The organism is Phaeobacter sp. CC-HEC084 (assembly GCF_059429255.1).
The window spans coordinates 847,339-869,323 of the sequence record NZ_JCAIJQ010000009.1; the positions used below are offsets into that span (position 1 = coordinate 847,339).

Annotated in this window: 18 protein-coding genes; 7 read left to right on the plus strand and 11 right to left on the minus strand. The window is 60.7% G+C overall.

Features of this window, described 5'->3' with window-relative positions; genetic code table 11:
* Positions 1 to 6 precede the first annotated feature (6 nt).
* The 7 genes from AC5SSZ_RS21245 to cysQ all read right to left on the minus strand — a co-directional run bounded on the left by AC5SSZ_RS21245 (position 7) and on the right by cysQ (position 7,692).
* Positions 7 to 1,746 (minus strand): DUF5927 domain-containing protein, encoded by a 1,740-nt coding sequence (locus AC5SSZ_RS21245; RefSeq protein WP_495439923.1) that lies wholly within the window; start codon positions 1,744 to 1,746, stop codon positions 7 to 9.
* On the minus strand, positions 1,743 to 2,729 hold the full coding sequence (locus AC5SSZ_RS21250; RefSeq protein ID WP_495439925.1) for a glycosyltransferase family 2 protein: 987 nt from the start codon (positions 2,727 to 2,729) through the stop codon (positions 1,743 to 1,745). The genes AC5SSZ_RS21245 and AC5SSZ_RS21250 overlap by 4 nt, the downstream gene beginning before the upstream one ends.
* Before the next feature lie 187 nt (positions 2,730 to 2,916).
* A complete protein-coding gene (locus AC5SSZ_RS21255) occupies positions 2,917 to 3,960 on the minus strand; it encodes a glycosyltransferase family 2 protein (RefSeq protein ID WP_368948560.1) in 1,044 nt (347 codons plus the stop codon).
* A gap of 2 nt (positions 3,961 to 3,962) precedes the next feature.
* Positions 3,963 to 4,946 carry a UDP-glucose 4-epimerase GalE gene (gene galE, locus AC5SSZ_RS21260; RefSeq protein ID WP_495439928.1) on the minus strand — a complete coding sequence of 328 codons (984 nt, stop codon included), beginning with the start codon at positions 4,944 to 4,946 and terminating at the stop codon, positions 3,963 to 3,965.
* 66 nt (positions 4,947 to 5,012) lie between these two features.
* Entirely contained in the window at positions 5,013 to 5,906 is an 894-nt protein-coding gene (galU, locus tag AC5SSZ_RS21265; RefSeq protein WP_274836072.1) for a UTP--glucose-1-phosphate uridylyltransferase GalU, read from the minus strand.
* A 188-nt stretch (positions 5,907 to 6,094) separates the two neighbouring features.
* Positions 6,095 to 6,895, minus strand: a complete 801-nt coding sequence (locus AC5SSZ_RS21270) for a 3-deoxy-manno-octulosonate cytidylyltransferase (RefSeq protein ID WP_495439930.1) — start codon at positions 6,893 to 6,895, stop codon at positions 6,095 to 6,097.
* Positions 6,895 to 7,692 carry a 3'(2'),5'-bisphosphate nucleotidase CysQ gene (gene cysQ / locus AC5SSZ_RS21275; RefSeq protein WP_274831707.1) on the minus strand — a complete coding sequence of 266 codons (798 nt, stop codon included), beginning with the start codon at positions 7,690 to 7,692 and terminating at the stop codon, positions 6,895 to 6,897. The genes AC5SSZ_RS21270 and cysQ overlap by 1 nt, the downstream gene beginning before the upstream one ends.
* A gap of 121 nt (positions 7,693 to 7,813) precedes the next feature.
* Here cysQ and AC5SSZ_RS21280 point away from each other — a divergent pair, with 121 nt between their 5' ends.
* Positions 7,814 to 8,635, plus strand: a complete 822-nt coding sequence (locus AC5SSZ_RS21280) for an ABC transporter permease (protein WP_065272092.1) — start codon at positions 7,814 to 7,816, stop codon at positions 8,633 to 8,635.
* A 255-nt stretch (positions 8,636 to 8,890) separates the two neighbouring features.
* On the opposite strand, the gene AC5SSZ_RS21285 is transcribed toward AC5SSZ_RS21280, so the two are convergent.
* Complete coding sequence (locus AC5SSZ_RS21285; RefSeq protein WP_274829352.1) at positions 8,891 to 9,493, minus strand: alpha-ketoglutarate-dependent dioxygenase AlkB family protein; 603 nt, start codon at positions 9,491 to 9,493, stop codon at positions 8,891 to 8,893.
* A 211-nt stretch (positions 9,494 to 9,704) separates the two neighbouring features.
* Here AC5SSZ_RS21285 and dnaK point away from each other — a divergent pair, with 211 nt between their 5' ends.
* The 3 genes from dnaK to radC all read left to right on the plus strand — a co-directional run bounded on the left by dnaK (position 9,705) and on the right by radC (position 13,762).
* A complete protein-coding gene (dnaK, locus tag AC5SSZ_RS21290) occupies positions 9,705 to 11,624 on the plus strand; it encodes a molecular chaperone DnaK (RefSeq protein ID WP_065272089.1) in 1,920 nt (639 codons plus the stop codon).
* A gap of 82 nt (positions 11,625 to 11,706) precedes the next feature.
* Complete coding sequence (gene dnaJ, locus AC5SSZ_RS21295) at positions 11,707 to 12,861, plus strand: molecular chaperone DnaJ (protein WP_065272088.1); 1,155 nt, start codon at positions 11,707 to 11,709, stop codon at positions 12,859 to 12,861.
* 136 nt (positions 12,862 to 12,997) lie between these two features.
* Positions 12,998 to 13,762 carry a RadC family protein gene (gene radC, locus AC5SSZ_RS21300; RefSeq protein ID WP_495439934.1) on the plus strand — a complete coding sequence of 255 codons (765 nt, stop codon included), beginning with the start codon at positions 12,998 to 13,000 and terminating at the stop codon, positions 13,760 to 13,762.
* A 21-nt stretch (positions 13,763 to 13,783) separates the two neighbouring features.
* Here radC and AC5SSZ_RS21305 read toward each other — a convergent pair whose 3' ends face one another.
* From AC5SSZ_RS21305 to secA, 3 genes are all read right to left on the minus strand, one after another.
* A complete protein-coding gene (locus tag AC5SSZ_RS21305) occupies positions 13,784 to 15,337 on the minus strand; it encodes a substrate-binding domain-containing protein (protein WP_495439936.1) in 1,554 nt (517 codons plus the stop codon).
* Positions 15,338 to 15,361: 24 nt separating this feature from the next.
* A complete protein-coding gene (locus AC5SSZ_RS21310) occupies positions 15,362 to 16,291 on the minus strand; it encodes a hypothetical protein (protein ID WP_495439939.1) in 930 nt (309 codons plus the stop codon).
* A gap of 202 nt (positions 16,292 to 16,493) precedes the next feature.
* Positions 16,494 to 19,220 carry a preprotein translocase subunit SecA gene (secA, locus tag AC5SSZ_RS21315; protein ID WP_274836068.1) on the minus strand — a complete coding sequence of 909 codons (2,727 nt, stop codon included), beginning with the start codon at positions 19,218 to 19,220 and terminating at the stop codon, positions 16,494 to 16,496.
* Between the two features lie 178 nt (positions 19,221 to 19,398).
* On the opposite strand from secA, the gene AC5SSZ_RS21320 reads away from it, so the two are divergent.
* Genes AC5SSZ_RS21320 through mutT form a run of 3 tightly spaced genes read left to right on the plus strand, consistent with a single transcriptional unit; the run spans position 19,399 to position 21,876 of the window.
* Complete coding sequence (locus tag AC5SSZ_RS21320) at positions 19,399 to 20,250, plus strand: peptidylprolyl isomerase (RefSeq protein WP_274829347.1); 852 nt, start codon at positions 19,399 to 19,401, stop codon at positions 20,248 to 20,250.
* Positions 20,251 to 20,254: 4 nt separating this feature from the next.
* Complete coding sequence (gene argJ, locus AC5SSZ_RS21325; protein WP_495439943.1) at positions 20,255 to 21,481, plus strand: bifunctional glutamate N-acetyltransferase/amino-acid acetyltransferase ArgJ; 1,227 nt, start codon at positions 20,255 to 20,257, stop codon at positions 21,479 to 21,481.
* Positions 21,478 to 21,876, plus strand: a complete 399-nt coding sequence (gene mutT / locus AC5SSZ_RS21330) for an 8-oxo-dGTP diphosphatase MutT (protein WP_495439944.1) — start codon at positions 21,478 to 21,480, stop codon at positions 21,874 to 21,876. The genes argJ and mutT overlap by 4 nt, the downstream gene beginning before the upstream one ends.
* The last annotated feature ends 109 nt before the right edge of the window (positions 21,877 to 21,985 follow it).

Consider the following 21,985-nt stretch of genomic DNA (forward strand, 5'->3'; position numbering starts at 1 on the left):
CAGAACCTATCGCACCAAATACGGTTTTCGGGGGGACTTTGGCATGCTCACCGGTCCTTGTTCCACCGGGAAATCCCCCATCAAATAGGGGTGCATGCCCTGGTTCTTGAGGTTCTGCAGAAACTGTCCAAAGCCCTCCAGATCCGCCATCGTCGGCGCCTCGTTCAGATGGCGCGGGGCCTGCGCCCCCAGATCGTCCAGAATGGCCTGCAGGGGCTCCATCGGTGCCTCGACAAATTCCGCCATGGTCCAGATGCGGACGCGGGCCTTGGTATGCTGATCACGCAGCAGATGCAGATGCGCGGCCTCGATCCGCTGCAGGCGCGCCGCGATGCGCCGCAATTCGGAAAAACTCTGCGTCGAGCGGAACAAGGGCACCGCCCAGGCGCCGCTGATCACCGACACATGCGCATTGGGATCCGCCGCGATAAAGGCAGCGATTTTCTGATTGTCCTGCGGGCCGAACTGAAAACTCTGCCGTTGCCCCCGAGTGTTCCAGATCAGATTGGTGAGGAAGCTTTCGGGATTATAGTCGCGCAATTTTGCCGTATCGCTGAGTGCGCCATTGATCATGCTGTCGCCATCGGCGAATTCGGCCCTATCCGGCGCAAACAGATGGCCATGCACCCGGCTGCCCGTGGTCCGGTTCAGCCAGCTTTCAAAATCGACGAAGAGCTCAGCAAAGCCCTGGAACACCGAATAGGGATTGGCGGTCACATTGCTCACCGACCATTTGCTTGGGAAGCGGCTTTGCATGTAAAGACCCGGCCGCCCGCGGGTGCGCCGCTCCACCGCCTTGGAGAAGACCCGGTCGATCTTGCCTGGGTTGGGTTCCGTCCGTTTCATCGCCCCTGCCGGATCGGTCAGGAAGGCATCATAAAGCCGCTGCGCCCGTGGCCAGATCTTGCGGGCGACAAAGCAATCGGACCGGCGCAACAACTGCAGGTGATCATCATAAAAGATATGCGGCTTACCCTCGAAATCGAACTTCGACAGGGTCAGCGACCGGCTTTCGATCTGCGCCGAGTGCTGCCGCGCAAGGGTCTGGAAATAGCTTTCGTCGGGGATCCAGACCTTCTTGAAATAGCGATCATGGATTGGCCGGTCCGGGTCCTCAAGAATCGCCGACAGTGTGCGGCGGGTCAGGCACCACCATTGGCTGCCCATGTGGGGCACCAGACCGGGGGGAATGCGCCGCTTGATCCCTAGCCTGCGCTGCAGATTGACATAACCATCGAATAGCGCGCGCTGCTTTTTCCAGGAAAAGGGAAAGCGCAGGGTGAAACGTTCCACATCCAGACCGCCCACGATCCATGGCACATCGGCGGTGGTGGCGCTTTCGATGAAATCGGTCTGCGGGCGGGCGGCCAGATAATCGACAAGTTCCTGCACCGGTCTGAGCGGCAGGCATGAGCCTGACGACAGGTAGACGTGGCGCACACCGGGACAGGACCGCAACATCATCTCCGCTGCCGATTGCGAGGCGGCAACGATGCCCCAGGTGCCCCATTCGCAGGTGTGGCGCGGCGAAAACCGGATCAGCTGCTCATCCGACAGCCCGTCGCGGAAGGTTTTGAACGTGGTCTGCGGCAACTTACGGTCCACATGGATCACCACCGGGCAACCCGCCGCCGCCCAGTGGCGCGCCACCTGCTCGGCCCGCTCCAGCGCCGTATGCACCAGCATGACGATGCCGACCGTGCCCTTGGTGGCCTCTTCCTTGCTGGTCTGGCCTGCACTGCTCATGCCCAGTTGCCCTTGGACATGAGACCCAGAATCTCAAGCTGGCGCCAGTTGATGTATTTCTCGCTCCATTTGCACCACAGGTCCGGTTGCTCGGCCAGGGATGCGGCATAGGCCTTGTACTCGGCCGATTGCGCATAGTGCTGGCTGCGCGTCATCTCTTCGCGGGCCTTGTCACCAAAGGTGTCCAGAAACTTGGTATGGAGCAGCGCCCCGCTGGTCTTTTCGCCCCCATTGGTTTCATAAACCCGGTTCAGCCCGCGTGGCAGAAGTGCGTGGGTCGAGCTAACATAAGCGTATTTTCGATCCCATTTGACCAGTGGTATCTTGTTCAGCGCCGGTGCCTTCTTTGGCCGGTCGGCAAAGAACATGCGGGCGCGGGGACCGCCCTGGATCCACAGGTTGCCATAGGTTGGGTTCGGGCTGATCGTGTAATTGCCGCTGTCGAACCAGCTGGCGATTTCCAAGGGATCCTGCCCGGGCTGATAAGCCGCGTCGGTGACCTGCCCCTTGGGATAAACATCGATCAGCATGGCGGCAAAACTTCGGATTGCGGAATTGTCCAGCCAGTCGGTCAGCGCACGGATCGGGCGCGTGTCGCAGAACGGATAGATGAACAGCTCATCCGGATCGACCACCAGCACCCAATGCCCATGGGCATAGCGGCGCTTGAGCGCATTCATCCAGTCCACACCGTAGTTTGCCCGCCGATAGCTCGCGTCGCTGTACCAGAGGGACACATCCGGCATGCCTTGCAGATAGTCGCGGGTGCCGTCCTGCGATCCGTTATCGACAAGGAGAAAGTGATCGACTCCCAGATCGCGGTAATAGTCGAGAAAGTAGGGCAGGCGGATCTTCTCGTTCCGCATCGTGGAAACCAGCAGGATATCATCCGGCCGGATCTGGCCGGTGTTGTCCTGAATGGTCTTGAGTTCACGGGATTTACGCAAGGCCCGGGCCAGCCTGTACCTGCGCCGTACACGCATACGGTAAGAATCCCAAAGACCCACGGCTACTCCATATCCGTCTGTTTCCGACCCTGAACGCTCCGCGCGGGTAGGCCCCGGCGCGCGACTGCCTGCGCGCAATATGTCACGCGCCAAGTCTATTAACAACGAATTTAGAAACAGTTACGGGGGCTACCCGCACCACCGAACTCGGGTAGTTCACACCCTACCACTCGGGCGCCCGCATCAACCCCAGATCGGCCAGTTGCTCTGGCCCTGTGTATTTCAAAGCGTTCTCAAACCACAGGTCCGGGGCCGAGGTCAGGTGATCGTAATAAGGATCGAAATCCTCGGGCGTATGGAAGTGCTGTTTTCGCTGCTTTTCTGTTGCCGATTTTGCGACAATTTCGGGCAGGAATTTTGTGTGCAGCAGCACGCCCGACGGCTGCGGCCCGCCCGGCCCGTCGTATAGGGCGTTCAGCGCCGGCGGCAGCGCCGCATGAGTCGAATTCACATAGGCGTAGCGGCGGTTCCAGCGGATCAGCGGGATCTTGTTCAACGTCGGAGAGCGATGTGGCTCCCCGGCAAAGAACACCCGCTCCCGCGCGCCGCCCTGCAGCCACAGGTTTCCCATCGGGTGCTGCCGGACCGCACGGTAAGGCACCGCATCGAACCACTGCAAAACCTCCAGCGGGTTCTGACCCGGCCTGTAGCTGACCTGATTCAGCGGCCCGCGCGGATAAAGATCCAGCATCATGGCGCCAAACCCGACCTGCCCGCTGCGGTCCAGCAGTTCGGTCAGCGCGCGCAGATCATGGGTGGCAATGCCGCCATAGGTCAGCAGTTCATCCGCATCCACCGTCAGGCACCAGTGATCCCTGCCATAGGTCATCAGCAGGAAGGTCAGCCAGTCCAGCCCGAAGCGGGAGGCCTTGTAGCCCGCGGACGTCTGCCAGAGCGAGACATCGGATTGCTGCCGCAGCATCTCTGCGCTGCCATCATCACTGCCGTTGTCGATGATCAGGAAGTGCCCGACGCCGAGGCGCCGGTAATAGTCCAGGAAATACGGCAGCCGCGTCGCCTCGTTGCGCAGCACAACAAAGGCCAGAATGTCCTCTGCCCCGATTGCCGCGGTCTGATCGCGCAACAGGCTCAGCTGGTGACGAGAGCGCCAGGAGCGCCACAAAAGCCGCCGCCGTTTCCACCGCATCCGGTAGGCCGCACGCCAGCCGATATCCGGCATCTCGGCGGCGGGGCGGAGCGGCTCCATGCTCAGGCCTCGTAATTGCCCGTCTGATGCCATTTCCAGGCATCAGTGATCATCATCTCAAGACTGGAACGCTGTGGGTTCCAGCCCAGATCTGTCATCGCCCGGGTCGATCCCGACACCAGTTTGGTGCAATCGCCCGCCCGACGCGGCCCCACGGCGCAAGGTACCTTGCTGCCGGTGACCTCTTCAGCCTTGTCCATGACCTCGCGCACCGAAAACCCGCTGCCGGTACCGAGGTTGAAGATCTGGCTGCCCTTGCCATCCTTCAGCCACTGAAGGCCCAGAACATGGGCATCCACCAGATCGCAGACATGCACATAGTCGCGGATGCAGGTTCCATCGGGGGTGTCGTAATCGGTGCCAAAAATGGTCAGCGCATCGCGTTTGCCGTCGATCGCATCCAGCACCAGCGGGACCAGATGGGTTTCGGGACGGTGGAATTCGCCGACTTCAGCCTCGGGATCGGCGCCAGCCACGTTGAAATAGCGGAAAATCACCGAACGCAGCCCATAGGCGGCACCGAAATCCTTCAGGATATCCTCGACCGCGCGTTTGCTGGCGCCATAGGCGTTGAGCGGCAGCTGCGGCGTGTTCTCGTCCAGCACCACGTTGTCATGTTCGCCATAGGTGGCACAGGTCGAGGAGAACACGAAATCAAGGCACCCGGCAGCAACCGCGGCTTCGATCAGGTTCAAAGATCCACCTGTGTTATTGGCCCAGTAGCGGCCTGGCTGGCTCATCGCCTCCCCGACTTGACTAAGGGCCGCAAAATGCATCACCGCGACCGGCTGATAGGTGGCGAAGACCTCGTCGAGACGAGCACGATCCGCAAGGTCGCCCTTTTCAAACGGGCCGAATTTGACCGCGTCCTGCCAACCGGTGACCAGATTGTCATAAGTGACGGGTGTAAACCCCGCCGCCTTCAGCGCCTTACATGCATGCGAGCCAATATAGCCGGCACCGCCGGTCACCAGAACATTTGCCACTGTCCGTATACCCCTAATTCGATCCTGTATTACCCGGTCTCAAAACCAGAGGCTGGCCAGAGTTTCCTACTCGGCAGCCTGTCCGACCTGAGCGATTTCGGTGATATACTGCAGCAGCTCATCCCGCAATTCCTCACGCCCCAGGGCAAAGGCGACAGTGGCCTGCAGGAAACCTGCCTTGGAACCGCAATCAAAGCGCTGGCCGCGGAAGCGATAGCCATAAACAGGCACATCTTTTTCGATGTCCTGGGCAATGGCGTCGGTCAGCTGAATCTCGCCACCCGCCCCCTGCTTCATCTTGTTGAGATTGCGCAGCACCGAGGGCTCCAGAATGTAACGGCCAATCACCGCCAGATTGGAGGGCGCCTCACCCATAGCCGGTTTTTCGACCATGCCACGGGCCTCGACCACGGATCCCATGTCGTTCTTCACGTCCAGAACACCATAGGCACCAGCCTTTTCCGGTGCGACTTCCATCGCCGCAACCATGTTACCGCCGGTTTCGGAATAGGCCTCGACCATCTGCTTGAGACAGGGAGTTTCCGCCGCGATCACATCGTCGGGCAGGATCACCGCGAAGGGTTCGTTGGCGATCAGGCGCCGCGCGCACCAGACTGCATGGCCCAGACCCAGGGCCTGATGCTGGCGGATATAGGCGATGGCGCCGCTTTCCATATTGGTGTGCTTCAGAGTTTCGAGCAGCGCATCCTTACCTTTCTTGCGCAGCTCCTGCTCCAATATCGGGGCTTGGTCAAAATAGTCTTCCAATGCCCCCTTACCGCGCGAGGTCACGAAGATGAATTCCTTGATCCCCGCCTCGCGAGCCTCGTCGATGGCATATTGCACCAGGGGGCGATCCACCAGCGTCATAATTTCCTTGGGAACCGATTTGGTCGCAGGCAAAAAGCGTGTACCCAGACCCGCCACAGGGAAAATCGCCTTCGTCACTTTTTTACGCATGGTGTTCTCTCAATTATTTTCGGGGGCCTACAGCCCTCACTGGTTCCGGCCCCACAGGGTCACGCACTTCACCTGTTGCGCAATCCCTGTCCGTTTCACCCTATACAAAAACACCAAAAAAAGGGTTTTTGATGACATTGGGCCATGTTTTGCCCCTATTCAGAGACCTGCCGTTGGCCTCACTTTGGTTAGGCCGCCCCCATACGGGACATCATCTCCTCTATCCTGGGCACATCTTCCGGATTGTTCAGCTCCCAGAATTCGCGCCCCCGCGCAGTCACTTCGACACACAGAACCTTGCGACCGTTTTCAAGAAAACGAAGCTGCTCCAGCCCTTCCAAGGTTTCCAGCGGCCCTGTCTGCCAATCAGGATAGGCGGCAAGTGCGTCGGGACGGTAGGCGTAGACGCCCACATGGTGGAAAACTGGCGTATTTTCGCCATCCTTATAGGCATTTGCACAAAAAGGCAGCACTTCTTTGGAGAAATAGAGCGCGCTGTGGTCTGCAGCGAAGACCGCAGTGGTGCCACCGACGCGGCCCGCGCGCCGATCTGCCAAAAGACTGTTGAGCGTTGCACCATCACAGCGCAGCACCGGCGTCGCCAACCCCATGCCCGGGGCTGCGCGCAGAGCTTTGACCAAATCCTCGATGAACCAATGCGGCGTCAGCGGCGCATCCCCCTGAAGGTTCACGACGACCTCGTAACCGCCGCCCAGCGCCGCATGGGCCTCGGCGCAGCGCTCAGTGCCGTTGGCGCAGCGTTCCGAGGTCATCATGACCTCGGCGCCAAAACCTTCTGCCGCGCTGCGAATCCTGTCGTCATCCGTCGCAACAACGACCCGGTCGACCCCATCGACAGCACAGGCCGCCCGCCAGGATCGTTCGATCAGGGTCTGCTTTTCACCGGTGGCTCCGGTCAATTCCACAAGCGGCTTGCCCGGATAGCGTGTCGACGCGTAGCGCGCGGGGATGACGATCAGGACAGACATCAGGCCTCTTTCAATTCAACGCCCGGAGCGTAAGCGATGAAAAACGGGTTCGCATAGCCCTCTTTGCCGTAAACAAGGGGGGAATGATCGTCGAAACGCACCACTTTGCCACCTGCACCCGACAGGACCGCGTGGCCGGCCGCTGTATCCCACTCCATGGTGCGGCCCACGCGGGGGTAAAGATCCGCTTCGCCGGTGGCCACGAGGCAGAACTTAAGCGAAGAGCCCGCGCTCTTCATGTCCTTGACGCTGTACTTGTTGATGTAGTCGTCGGTCGCCTGATCCCGGTGCGATTTCGAGGCCACCACCATCAGCGCCGCATTGTCGCTGGAGGCAACGCGGATCGGAGATGTGGCTCCAACAGTCTCAGGGTCAAAGGCACCGGTTTCCTCTACCGAAGAGCCATCAGCGAGAGTGAAGAACATGCGCTCCTTGGCCGGGGCATAGACAACGCCGCGGGTCGGCACGCCTTTTTCCACCAGCGCGATGTTCACGGTGAAATCGCCGCGGCGGTGAATGAATTCCTTGGTGCCATCCAGCGGGTCGACGATCAGGAAGGTGTCACCGCGTTCCTTGTGCGAGGCGCTCTGCTCTTCGGTGACCAGCATCATGTCCGGGAACGCCGCGCGAAGACCTGCAGAGATCAGAGCATCCGCGGCCTCATCTGCGGCGGTGACGGGGCTGTCGTCCGATTTCACCTTCACATCGAAATCATCCGAATTGTAGATCTCCATGATCTTGTTGCCGGCTTCGATCGCCAGCCGGCGGATCACGGGTACGAGCTCTTCATAGGTCAATTCGGCGTCTCCCAGACCAGGGGTTAATTGAAAATTTTCCTGCGCCCCCTTATGGTGGCTCTGTTTTGGAACGGCAAGCAGCCCGTCCCTCAATCCGCAACAAACGCAGATTACAGGCCACATGTTTCAGGTTCGCACGCAAAAAACGTCGGTTTCCGGACTCATCGCCATGGGCGAGGTGGTCTTTCATTCGGTCGTGCGGAGCGTACGGTCGAAACACAACAACGCGCTGATCGCACTGGGGCTCAACCTGTTGCAGGCTGTTCTGTTCGTCGCGGCCTTTTACATCATGTTCGCGGTTCTGGGCATGCGCGGCTCTGCCATTCGCGGCGACTTTCTGCTTTATGTGCTGTCGGGGATCTTCCTGTTCCTCACCCATACCAAAACCGTCAGCGCCGTCGCCGGCGCAGAGGGGCCCAGCAGCCCGATGATGCAGCACGCGCCGATGAACACCATGGTGGCGATCCTGTCAGCGGCGCTTGGCTCGCTTTATATTCAGGTGCTGTCGCTGCTGATCATCCTGTTCGTCTATCACGTCGCCTTTACCCCGGTGCATATCGAACAACCCATCGGCGCCTTTGGTATGGTTCTGCTGGCTTGGTTCACTGGCGCGGCGGTCGGGCTTGTCTTTCTGGTGATGAAGCCCTGGGCGCCCAGCCTCGTTGGTATCTTCTCGATGATCTACCAGCGCGCCAACATGATCGCCTCGGGCAAGATGTTCCTCGCCAATACCCTGCCGACCTTCATGCTGGCCATGTTCGACTGGAACCCACTGTTCCACTGCATCGACCAGTCGCGCGGCTATGTCTTCATCAACTACAATCCCCACCACAGCACATGGCAATACGCCGCCTGGGTGGGGCTGGTGCTGGTGATGATCGGCCTAATGGGTGAATTCTACACCCGCCGCCACGTCTCGCTCAGCTGGAGCGCGCGCCGGTAGTGGCGCACCCACACCACGTTCTTGCTTCGCTCAACCTGCCTGACGGCACCAACAGCATCTGCGTCGATATCTTCCGGCGGGATGATGGCTCGTTCGGGTTTGACCTGTTCCGGCGCGAACCCGAAGACGGACGCGGCTGGTTTTCTATCGGCTATTTTGGTGATCGCCGTTTCAACAGCGCCGCAGGGGCAGCTGTGGCAGCCTGCGCCGACGTACATTGGCTGGAAGACGCAGCCCCAGACCTGGTCCAACGTTTTAAGTCACAACGCGCAGCGTCAGATTGAGCCGCCCACCTTTGGGCAAGAGCCGCGAAGACTTGAACCGGATCCGGTCCACCCCATGATAGGCCAGCCGCGCCTCTCCGCCCATGACCACCACGTCGCCGGAATTGAGCCAGAGCGAATCCGTCTTGCCACCGCGTGTCGGATTTCCAAGGCGCAGCAGCCCGTCATCACCAAGGGAAATGGACACAACCGGATAGGAGAAATCCGCCTCGTCCTTGTCCTGATGCAGACCCATGCGCGCGTCTTCGCCGTAGTAGTTGATGAGACAGCAATCGGGCAGACGCTCCAACCCCGTCAGCTCACGCCAGATGTCGAGAATCGGTTCCGGGATCGCGGGCCAGTCGCTGCCGCGCGGATGCTTTGGAGCGTAGCGGTAGCCCTCGGCGTCGGAATACCAGCCGAACGCCCCAGCCGAGGTCATGCGCACCGACATCTGCCCGCCCCCAGGCACCACAGGCGAAAACAGCGGCGCCGCCTTCAGAACCGGGCGCAACGCCGCGATCAGGTTCCGCTGCGCATCGGGGGTCAGATGGCTTTTGTAAATCTCGAACCCGCGCAGGCGCAGCTTGCTCATCGCCGTTATTCCATTCTTAACCACGGCCCATGCAAAAAAGCGCATTGAATCGTCTTTCTCGACGCGTTCAGGCGCTTGCAGGGGCAAATTCCGCTCCCTATATACGCCGTGACGCCGGGAGATGCAGACCTCCTGGCACCGAAATCGGGGTCTGGATGCCAAAACGGGTCCAGGTCTCGGGAAATCGCCTTGAAAAGAAAAGGGATCGAAAATGAGCAAAGTTATCGGGATCGACCTCGGGACCACCAACTCCTGCGTTGCCATCATGGATGGTTCGCAGCCGCGCGTGATTGAAAACGCCGAAGGGACCCGCACCACTCCGTCCATCGTCGCATTCACCGACGAAGAGCGTCTGGTTGGCCAGCCCGCCAAACGTCAGGCCGTCACCAACCCGGACAACACCATCTTCGGCGTCAAGCGCCTGATCGGCCGCCGGTTTGACGATGCGGATCTGGCAAAAGACAAGAAAAACCTGCCGTTCAACGTGATCAGCGGCGGCAATGGCGACGCATGGGTCGAAGCCAAGGGTGAGAAGTATTCGCCGAGCCAGATCTCGGCCTTCATTCTCGGCAAGATGAAAGAGACCGCGGAGTCCTACCTCGGTGAGGAAGTGACCCAGGCCGTCATCACCGTGCCTGCCTATTTCAACGACGCACAGCGTCAGGCCACCAAAGACGCAGGCAAGATCGCCGGTCTTGAAGTCCTGCGTATCATCAACGAGCCGACAGCCGCCGCGCTGGCCTATGGCCTCGACAAGGAAGACACCCAGACCATCGCGGTTTATGACCTTGGTGGTGGTACCTTCGACGTGACCATCCTGGAAATCGACGACGGCCTGTTCGAAGTGAAGTCGACCAACGGCGACACCTTCCTCGGTGGTGAAGACTTTGACATGCGCATCGTCAACTACCTCGCGGATCAGTTCAAGAAAGAGCACCAGGTCGACCTGACCAAGGACAAGATGGCCCTGCAGCGACTGAAAGAAGCCGCTGAAAAAGCCAAGATCGAACTGTCCTCCAGCTCGCAGACCGAAATCAACCAGCCGTTCATCTCGATGGATCCGTCCTCGGGCCAGCCGCTGCACATGGTCATGAAACTGACCCGCGCCAAGCTGGAAAGCCTAGTTGGCGACCTGATCAAGGCTTCGATGAAGCCCTGCGCCGCAGCTCTGAAAGACGCCGGTCTGTCCGCGTCCGACATTGATGAGGTGGTTCTGGTCGGTGGTATGACCCGGATGCCGAAAGTCATCGAAGAGGTGACCAAGTTCTTCGGTAAAGAGCCGCACAAGGGTGTGAACCCGGACGAAGTGGTTGCCATGGGCGCCGCCATTCAGGCCGGTGTTCTGCAGGGTGACGTGAAAGACGTTGTTCTGCTCGACGTAACCCCGCTGAGCTTGGGTATCGAAACCCTGGGTGGTGTCTTCACCCGCCTGATCGACCGCAACACCACCATCCCGACCAAGAAGTCGCAGGTGTTCTCGACCGCGGAAGACAACCAGAACGCCGTGACCATTCGTGTGTTCCAGGGTGAGCGCGAGATGGCTGCCGACAACAAGATGCTCGGTCAGTTCAACCTCGAGGACATCCCGCCGGCACCGCGCGGCATGCCGCAGATCGAAGTGACCTTTGACATCGACGCCAACGGTATCGTTTCGGTCGGCGCCAAGGACAAGGCGACCGGCAAAGAGCAGACGATCACCATTCAGGCTTCGGGCGGTCTGTCCGATGACGACATCGAAAAGATGGTCAAGGACGCCGAGGACAACGCCGAGGCGGACAAGGAACGCCGCGAGCTGATCGAAGCGAAGAACCAGGCCGAAAGCCTGATCCATTCGACCGAGAAGTCGCTGGAAGAGCACAGCGACAAGGTGGACCCGTCCACCGTCGAAGTGATCGAACTGGCGGTTGCCGCGCTGAAGGACGACCTGGAAAGCGACAAAGCCAATGCCGAGAAGATCAAGGCTGGCATCCAGAACGTCACCGAAGCGGCGATGAAACTGGGCGAAGCGATCTACAAGGCGCAGGCTGAAGAAGGTGAAGAAGAACCCACAGCCGCTGACGAAGCCAGCGGCCCGGGCGACGACGACATCGTGGATGCCGAATTCGAAGACCTGGACGGCGACAAGCGCTAAGGTCTGAATCATTGGCTTGACCCTCGGGCCGGTCCGGACCCCGGACTGGCCCGTTTTACGTTGAGGCAGAAGGGGTAAACCGATGTCAAAACGCGACTATTACGACATTCTCGGGGTGGCTAAAGGCGCCACCGCCGAGGAAATCAAAAAAGGCTATCGCAAGAAAGCCAAGGAACTGCACCCGGATCGCAATGCCGATAACCCGGATGCCGAAGCGCAGTTCAAAGAGGCCAACGAGGCCTACGAGGTTTTGAAGGACGCCGAGAAGAAGGCAGCCTATGACCGCTATGGTCATGCGGCCTTTGAAAATGGCATGGGCGGTGGCGGCGGTCCCCGCGGCGGCCATCCGGGCGGCGGCGATTTCTCCTCAGCCTTCTCGGATGTGTTCGACGACCTGTTCGGCGACTTTATGGGCGGACGCGGCCAAGCAGGCGGGCGTCAGCGCGCATCGCGCGGCGCGGATCTGCGCTATAACCTGCGCGTCACCCTGGAAGAGGCCTTCTCCGGTCTGCACAAGACGATCAAGGTTCCGACCTCGGTCGCCTGTACCTCCTGCGAGGGCACCGGTGCCGAAGGTGGGGTCGAACCCACCACCTGCCCGACCTGTTCGGGTATGGGCAAGGTGCGTGCGCAACAGGGCTTTTTCACGGTGGAGCGCAGCTGCCCGACCTGTTCGGGCCTGGGCCAGATCATCAAGAACCCGTGCAAAACCTGCCACGGCCATGGCCGCGTGGAAAAGGACCGCTCGCTGTCGGTGAATATTCCGGCGGGCGTGGAAACCGGCACACGGATCCGTCTGGCCGGCGAAGGCGAAGCTGGCCTGCGTGGTGGACCTCCGGGCGATCTCTACATCTTTGTCGAGGTTTCGCCGCACGATCTGTTCGAACGCGACGGCAACAATCTTTATTGCCGAGTGCCCGTGTCGATGGCCAAAGCTGCCCTGGGCGGTGCCATCGAGGTGCCGACCATCGACGGCGGCCGTGGACGTGTCCAGATCCCCGAAGGCAGCCAGTCGGGCCGTCAGATGCGCCTGCGCGGCAAGGGTATGCCCGCGCTGCGTGGCGGCAGCCCCGGTGACATGTTCATCGAGCTGGCCGTGGAAACACCGGTCAACCTGACCTCTCGACAAAAGGAACTGCTGCGCGAGTTCGAAGACCTCTCGGAAGAGAACACGAACCCTGAATCCCGCAGCTTCTTTTCCTCGGTCAAAAGCTTCTGGGACGGCATGAAGGGGTAACCCCCGAACCCTGCCCGGCTTTCGGGTCGAATACCATCGCAAAAACGCCCCCTCGTGGGGCGTTTTTACTTTGTGCAGCCCACCCCGCTGGCCCTTAATGACAGGGACAGGCCTGATACCCTCAAAGATGGTGATCGTGGTGAAAGCTGGCGCACTCCGGGACAAGACCCTTCCACTGTTTGATTGCAGTGACGAAGCGCGCGCCGCGCTGGTCCCTGCCGGACGCCTGCCCTCCTATATCAAGGATCACCGCGCCCGGCTGCGCCTGCGGTTCATGGAGGGCGGCGCGGCAGCCATGCCAGATTATGAGCTGCTTGAGCTGATACTGTTCCGGTCTATCCCGCGTCAGGACGTCAAGCCGCTGGCACGCCGACTTATGGATACCTTTGGCGACTTCAACCGGGTCATCACCGCCCCGGCAGAGCGCCTGTTGCAGGTAAAGGGCATTGGCGAGGCGGTGATCACCGACCTTAAGGTGCTGGAGGCCGCCGCCCACCGTATGGCGCGTTCCCGCATCATGCGGCGGCAGGTGCTATCCAGTTGGGATGCGCTGCTGGACTACTGCCACACCACCATGTCCCACTCTGAAGTCGAGCAGTTCAGGGTGCTTTTCCTGGACCGCAAGAACGTGCTGATCGCGGATGAGGAACAGGCCCGCGGCACCGTCGATCATGTGCCGGTCTACCCGCGCGAGGTCGCCAAACGGGCGCTGGAGCTGAACGCCAGCGCTGTGATTCTGGTGCACAATCACCCCTCGGGCGATCCGACCCCCTCGGAAAGCGATATCAGCATGACCGCAACCATTGAGAACGCCCTGACCGCGCTTGGCATCACCCTGCACGATCACCTGATCATCGGAAAATCATCCGAACTCAGCTTTCGCAGCCACGGGTATCTATAGCTCTGGCACCCACCGCAGGGGTCAGCGTACCCAGACTTCGACCCGGCGGTTCACCTCGCGGCCCCAGGCGCTGTCATCGCAGGCCATGGGCAGAGCCTCACCAAAGGCAGCCACGTCGATCTCCACCCGGTCGAGATTGGCGGTCTCTGCCGCTGCCGCCACCGCATCGCGCACCGCATTGGCCCGCTTGATCGCGATGTTGCGGTTTGTCTCAGCCGGTCCCACTCCGTCGGAGAAGCCGACGAAGAGCAACCTGTGCGAATCGTAGATCCCGGCCTCCAGCGCCCGGCCTAATTGTTCGATGTTGCTGCGGGATTGCGCATCGGGGCGGGTTGAACCCGGTTCAAACCGGAAGGATGTTGTCAGCCTCTGGAGCCCGCGCAGAGTAGATGTCAGCCGCTGCAGTTCTTCCAGATCCACCTCTGGTCCTGCCGCCTCGATCGCGTTGGCCAGCCGGTCCCCCTGAGCAGCAATCGACACGCGTTCCGGCGCCTGATCGACAAACCCCGCCCTGCGGATCACGATCTGCGCACCGGGACCACGCACGTAGCTAAGGAAATCCCGCGCCACCTTGGGCAGCCGCCGTTCCGGCAGATAGAGGAACATGGGAGAGGTCAGCGGGTAATCCTCAGTCTTGATCGACCGGCGCGTCGCGCGCAGGGAGAACCCACATGGCCCGGTCAGGGTCAGCGCTCGCGCGGTGCCCGTATTGGCAAAACTGCCGATAGCGAGTGCGAAGGGGTCCGTGGCAACCATGCGCACCATCGTGCTGTGCCGGTCATGGCGACGCAGATCAGGCATCAATGTCGCCTTGGCCGGGGCCAGCAGCTTGTCCTCAACCGCCTGGGCCAGGCCGGAGCCTTCGACCGGCAGGTGCAGGGAAATCGGTGCATCGGCGCCGCCCAGCTCGGACCAGTTGGTGATCTCACCGGAAAGGATCGCAACCAGCTGCGGCAGAGAGATACGCTGCACCGGGTTTTCCGGCGACACCAGCGGCACCATCGCATCAAGCGCCAGAACCCGGCTACGCGACGGGCCCGTCATGTCCCCCATGCCAGCCGCCTGCGCGTGTTCGCGCTCGGCCGGGCGGATTTCCCGCAGCGCCATGACGATATCCGCCTCATCCGCCAGAAGATCTGCAAAGCCTTCGTCGGTATTGCTGACGAAAAAATCGAACCGGGCAGCGGGACGATCCCCGCGCAGCAGAACATATTCGAAATTGTCGCCGGGCAGCGGATCGCGGCGCGTCTGGTAGCCGTTGCGCAGGGCAAACCCTTCGATCAGGGCGGGCAGCAGGACCTCTGCCATGGTCGAGGACCCCGACAGGGTGATCTCGGCCACGTAATCGGACAGGCTGGGACAGCCCGGACCGTCACAGCTGACCCCGGATCCGTCGACGGTCAACTCGCCGAACTTGGTGTCGACACGGTAATATTCTCCGTCGAATCCCAACAGGTTGCCGGTGATTTCCACGGCCCCATCGGGAGAAGACAGCGTGACATCCTGGGCGGCCAGCGATGTGACAGTTCCGGACAGAAGAAGTGCGGCGCAAATCGCCGCACGAAAGAAAGCCATGAGAAATCCTGGAATGAATGCGGATCAGTTGGAGGCGATTTTCAGGTTTTCCAACAGATTATTCAACACCAGAAAGTCACCCTTGGCCGCGCAATCGGGGATTGCCAGCGTCAGGTCGCGGGTCTGCAGTTTACTCTGCCCGCCAGCCCGATGCAGGGTCAGGGCCTGCGCCTCGACATCACGGCCACAGTTGATCGCGGTGATCTCTGCCTCGACGCTGATTTCCACCGTTTCACCGGCTTGTTCGGCGGCGCGCGGGAAGCTGTAAACCTCGGCCAGACGCGGCGCCAACTGGCTGTCATCGCCCAGCCGCACCATATGGCCCATGCCAGAGGCCGGATCAGAACCATGCCAGACATGCCCCGGCGCGCCATAGTCGGCGCCGTTTTCGCGGGCATGAATTTCAAAACCGCTGTTGCCGGTCCATTGCAGCGCGACGCGGTCGATTTCGGAAAGGTCCGGCACCGGTACCACCGCGACTTCGGCCATCCCGTCCTGCGGCTCGATGATGAATACCGCCGAAGTGGCCAGGGCTGGCACCTCTTGTGTCAGATGGCCCGCATCATCCAGCGCTACCGTGAACATCATGCCCTGATGATGCACCGTCAGCCGCTTTCCCGCCTGGCAGGGCGCGGATACGTCGAGTTTAACCATGGCACCGGGCAGTGCATTTGCTGCGACCGACAGGGCGCAGTCATCCTTGGCGACGACCGCTTCGGCCTGCGCGGTCTCTGCCTGCTGCGGCGCCGGATCTTCGTGCGGAACCGAGGTCAGCGTGATGTTCTCGATGGTTAGCTCGGACAGATCCGGATCGGCCGGGACCTGCACCGACGCGGCACTGATCTCCGGTGTTTCATAGATACGCGGAGCGGCGGACTGCTGCATGAAAAAGCCGATCCCCAGCGCACAGGCCACGGTTCCGCTGCTCAAGATCAAGATACGTTTGTCCATCATCACACACTCCACACCCTGGATAGGTTAAGGAAGTGTAGCATGGGAAAGGCGGCCAGTTTGTGGCCGCCTGCGGGAGAGATTCGGGCAGAATAAAGAGAATTTTAATATCTCTGTCTGAATGGCCCCCGCGTGCGGTCAGGCCAAATCAGGGGCCGATCCCCGGTTAAAACGGCTGGCGTTCAACCGGGGATGCAGGCGTATCTCAGGCCAGACGCCCGTGGCAATGTTTGAACTTCTTGCCCGATCCACAGGGGCATTTGTCATTGCGCGACGGGTTGCCCCAGGTTTCGGGATCATCCTCGACAAATCCGGGCGCGGGCTCTTCCGCGAGTTCAGCAACAGCTTCGCCTTCTGCAGCAGGCGCAGGTGCGCCGCCAGCGGAGGCCATTTGCTGCATGGCGGCCTGGCGGGCTGCCATTTCCATCATCATCTGGCGCTGCTCTTCTTCGTTCATCGGACGCACGCGGCTCAGCTGCTTGGCAACGTCTTCGCGCAGGGAGTCGAGCATGCTTTCGAACAGCTGGAAGCTTTCGTTCTTATACTCGTTCAGCGGATCACGCTGCGCATAACCGCGGAAGCCCACGACCGAGCGCAGATGCTCCAGCGTCAGCAGATGTTCGCGCCACTTGGCGTCGATGGTCTGCAGCAGCACCTGCTTTTCGATGTTGCGCATGTTTTCCGGACCGAAGGCTTCGGTCTTTTCCGCCATCAGCGCATCGCTTGCGGCCTCAAGCCGTTCGCGGATCTGTTCGTCGTCGACGCCTTCCTCGGCAGCCCATTCGGCCACCGGCGCGTCGATGCCCAGCCCTTCAAGCACAGCGGCCTGCAGGCCTGCGGTGTCCCACTGTTCGGCGTAGGTCTTGGGCGGCATGTAAGTGTCGATCAGGTCGTCGATCACCTCGTGACGCATATCATTGACGATCTCGGACAGATCCTCTGCCGCCATGATTTCACGGCGCTGGCCAAAGATCACCTTGCGCTGGTCGTTCATCACGTCGTCGAACTTCAGCACGTTCTTACGCATATCGAAGTTGCGGCCTTCGACCTTGGCCTGGGCACGTTCCAGCGATTTGTTCACCCAAGGGTGAATGATCGCTTCGCCTTCCTTCATGCCCAGCGAGGACAGCACCTTGTCGAGACGCTCGGACCCGAAAATCCGCATCAGGTCGTCTTCGAGGCTGAGGTAGAACCGGGTACGGCCGGGGTCACCCTGTCGGCCCGAACGGCCGCGCAGCTGGTTGTCGATGCGGCGGCTTTCGTGGCGTTCAGAGGCCATCACGAACAGGCCGCCCGCGTCCAGAACCTTCTGCTTTTCTTCGGCGTGCTTGGCTTCCTCGGCGGCGCGCAGCTCGGCAGGGTCGGCATCGGGGTTGGCCTCAAGCGCGGCCATCACCTTGATGTCGACGTTGCCGCCCAGCTGAATGTCGGTACCCCGGCCAGCCATGTTGGTGGCGATGGTCACCGCGCCAAGCCGCCCGGCATCGGCGACGATCTGCGCTTCCTGCTCGTGGTGGCGCGCGTTCAGCACGTTGTGTTCGATGCCTTCCTGCTGCAGCATCTGGCTCAGCAGTTCGGATTTCTCGATTGAGGTGGTGCCCAGAAGAACCGGCTGCCCCTTGGCATGGGCCTTCTTGGTCTCTTCGATCATCGCGCGGTATTTTTCCATCGCGGTGCGGTAGACCTGGTCGTCCTCGTCCACCCGTGCAATCGGCCGGTTGGTCGGAACCTCGACCACGCCCAGACCATAGATCTCGGCGAATTCCTCGGCTTCGGTCATGGCAGTACCGGTCATGCCCGACAGGCGGTCATAAAGGCGGAAATAGTTCTGGAAGGTAACCGAAGCCAGCGTCGTGTTCTCGGGCTGGATCTGCACCTCTTCCTTGGCTTCGATGGCCTGATGCAGGCCTTCGGACAGGCGGCGCCCGGCCATCATGCGGCCGGTGAATTCGTCGATCAGCACAACCTCGCCATCGCGCACGATGTAGTCCTTGTCACGCTGGAACAGTTTATGCGCGCGCAGGGCCTGGTTGACGTGGTGCACCACGGTGGTGCTTTCGGGGTCATAGAGCGAGGCCCCCTCTTCCAGCAGGCCGCGTTCGATCAGCTTCTGCTCAAGGTATTCGTTGCCCTCTTCGGTGAAGGTCACACCGCGGGTCTTCTCGTCGATCTCGTAGTGTTCCTCGCTCAAGAGCGGGATCACCGTGTCGATGGTGGTATAAAGCTCGGAGCGGTCTTCAGCCGGGCCGGAAATGATCAGCGGCGTACGTGCCTCGTCGATCAGGATCGAGTCGACCTCATCGACGATGGCAAAGTTGTGATACTTCTGGAACACCTGATCCAGGCTGGGCTTCATGTTGTCGCGCAGGTAGTCAAAGCCCAATTCGTTGTTGGTCGCATAGGTCACATCGGACTGGTAAGCGGCCAACTTCTGATCGTCGGGCTGACCGGACCAGATCACGCCTGTCGTCATGCCCAGCTGTTCAAAGACCTTGCCCATCCATTCGCTGTCACGTTTGGCCAGGTATTCGTTCACCGTAACCACATGCACGCCCTTGCCGGTCAGCGCATTGAGGTAGGCTGGGAAAGTGGCGACAAGTGTCTTACCCTCACCCGTTTTCATCTCGGCGATATTGCCCTGATGCAGGAAAACACCGCCCATCAGCTGCGTATCAAAGGCCCGAAGACCCAGCGCCCGGCGGGCCCCTTCGCGTACGTTGGCAAAGGCTTCGGGCAACAGAGCGTCGAGGGCTTCACCGTCCAGCGCGCGTTTGCGCAGCTCTTCGGTTTTCTCGATCAGACCCTGGTCGCTGAGCTTTTCGAATTCGGGTTCCAGCGCGTTGATCTTTGCGATCAGCGGCCGCGTCGCCTTGATTTTTCGGTCATTCGGTGTGCCGAAAATCTTTTTGGCGAGTGTTCCGATACCCAGCATGTGCTCTCCCACGGTCCTGTCATGGCTTCTGACCTAAGGCAGGCTTGCCCGCCCTGCCCGCAACCCATAAACAAAGGTGGAAACGACGGTCCTGCCATTGGCCCTTAGGCGATGTAAGCGGCAGGCATATAAGTGTCAACGCCGCGCCATGCTGCGGCCCGGGAATAGGAAGAATTGAATGCTGAAAGGTCTCACTTTTCTGCGAGGCGCGGCAACTGCGGCCCTGATGGCGCTGCCTTTGTCGGTACAGGCCGCACCGCATGCCAATACCGTGGTGGCCTCAGTCAACGGCGAAGAGATTACTTTGGGTCACATGATCATGGCCCGTGAAAACCTGCCGCAGCAGTACAAGCAACTGCCGGACGAGGTGCTGTACAACGCCATTCTGGACCAGCTGATCCAGCAGACAGCGCTGAAACAGCAACTGCATGGCGAAGTGCCCCACTACGTGGAGCTGTCGGTCGAAAACGAAAGCCGGGCGTTGCTGGCCGCTGATGTCATCGAAATGGTGATGGCCAACGCAACCGGTGAGGAAGCCCTGCGCGCGGCCTATGACCGTAAATACTCCACCGGCGATGGCGGCGATGAATTCCACGCGGCGCACATTCTGGTGGAAACCGAAGAAGAAGCCAAAAAGATCAAGATGGAGCTGGAAGACGGCGCCGATTTTGCCACCACTGCCAAGGCGCGGTCGACCGGCCCCTCCGGGCCAAGCGGCGGTGATCTGGGCTGGTTCGGGCTGGGTAGTATGGTTCCCGAATTCGAAGAGGCTGTACTTGCCATGCGGTCGGGGGATATCTCTGATCCGGTGAAAACCCAGTTCGGCTGGCACGTGATCCTGCTGCGCGAACGGCGCAAATCTGCCGCGCCCAGCTTTGACGAAGTGCGCGGCGAGCTGGAGCAGGAACTGCGGACACGCGCCGTCGAAGATCGCGTCAACGCACTGACAGCTGAGGCCACCATCGAACGACCCGAAATCGAAGGGCTGGACCCCGCGATGATTAAAGATCTTGGTCTTGTAAGGAACTGATCCGATGGCAAAACCTCTGCCCTGTTCTCCACTGGCTCCGGCCGGATTTCCCGATCTTCCCACGATCAAAGGCGTGCGGTTCGCCACCGCAGCCGCTGGTGTAAAATACCAGGACCGGACCGATGTGATGCTGGCGGTACTGGATCCGGGCACCACGGTTTCCGGGGTGTTCACTCGCTCCAAGACGCGATCTGCACCTGTGCGCGATTGTCAGGAGAAACTTGGGGCAGATCCTTCGGCTAGCGCCGCGATTCTGGTCAACTCGGGCAATTCCAATGCCTTTACCGGTCATCACGGGCAAACCTCGGTGGCAGAGATCGTCGCCGCCGTCTCCGGCATCACTGGGGCACCCGCGGGGCGCGTCTTTACCGCCTCGACCGGGGTGATTGGTGAACCGCTGCCGCATGATCGGATCGTCGCCAAGATCGCCGAGCTGAATGATGGGTTGAATGCCGATGCGCTGGAAGCAGCAGCCGCCGCCATCATGACCACCGATACCTTTGCCAAGGGCGCTGGCGCCACGGTCACCATCGACGGGCAGACCGTGAACATCGCCGGGATCGCCAAAGGTTCCGGCATGATTGCGCCTGATATGGCGACCATGCTGGTCTATATCTTCACCGATGCCAAGGTCGAGCAAAGCGCGCTGCAGGCGCAGCTGGCCAAAATCTGTGACCGGACCTTCAACTGCATCACGGTAGACAGCGACACCTCGACCTCGGACAGCCTGATGCTCTGTGCGACCGGCGCATCGGGCGTTGACGCAACCGAGAACCCGGAGTTTGAGCAGGCGCTGGAGGGCGTGATGCTGGATCTGGCGCATCAAGTCGTCCGCGATGGGGAAGGCGCCACGAAGTTCGTCGAGATCCAGGTGACCGGCGCCGAAAGCGACGCAGATGCCAAGACCCACGGGCTGGCGATTGCCAATTCGCCTCTGGTGAAAACCGCAATCGCGGGTGAGGACCCCAACTGGGGCCGCGTGGTGATGGCAATCGGAAAATCCGGCGCTGCGGCGGACCGGGACCTGCTGTCGATCTCCTTCGGCGATGTTCTCGTGGCCGAAAAAGGCTGGGTTGCGCCCTCATACAAGGAAGAGGACGGCGCCGCGCAAATGAAACAGGACGAGATCACCATCAAGGTGGATCTGGGTCTTGGCGATGGCGCGGCGACGGTCTGGACCTGCGATTTGACCCATCAGTATATCACCATCAACGCGGATTACCGGTCATGAAAACGGTTCTCGTCTCGGCCGTGGCCCTGATCGATGTCGAAGGGCGGATCCTGCTGGCGCAGCGCCCCGAAGGCAAATCCATGGCCGGGCTTTGGGAATTCCCAGGCGGCAAGGTTGAAGCCGGGGAGACCCCCGAAGTGGCGCTGATCCGCGAGCTGGATGAGGAGCTGGGCATCAACACCTGGCAATCCTGCCTGGCGCCACTGACCTTTGCCAGCCACAGCTATGAAGATTTTCACCTGCTGATGCCGCTGTTTGCATGCCGCAAATGGGAGGGCATTCCGCAGGCCCGGGAAGGCCAGGTTCTGAAATGGGCTCGGCCGCAAGAGCTGCGTGATTACCCGATGCCTCCGGCCGATATTCCGCTGATTCCGATCCTGCGGGATTGGCTGTAGCGTTCCAAAATGGCGGTCCGCCCGGCGGGCTGCCCTCTGCATACCCCCAACTTCCCCTCCAATCCGGACGCAATTTACTACCGGATATTGGAGATTTGTCGGTAGAAAC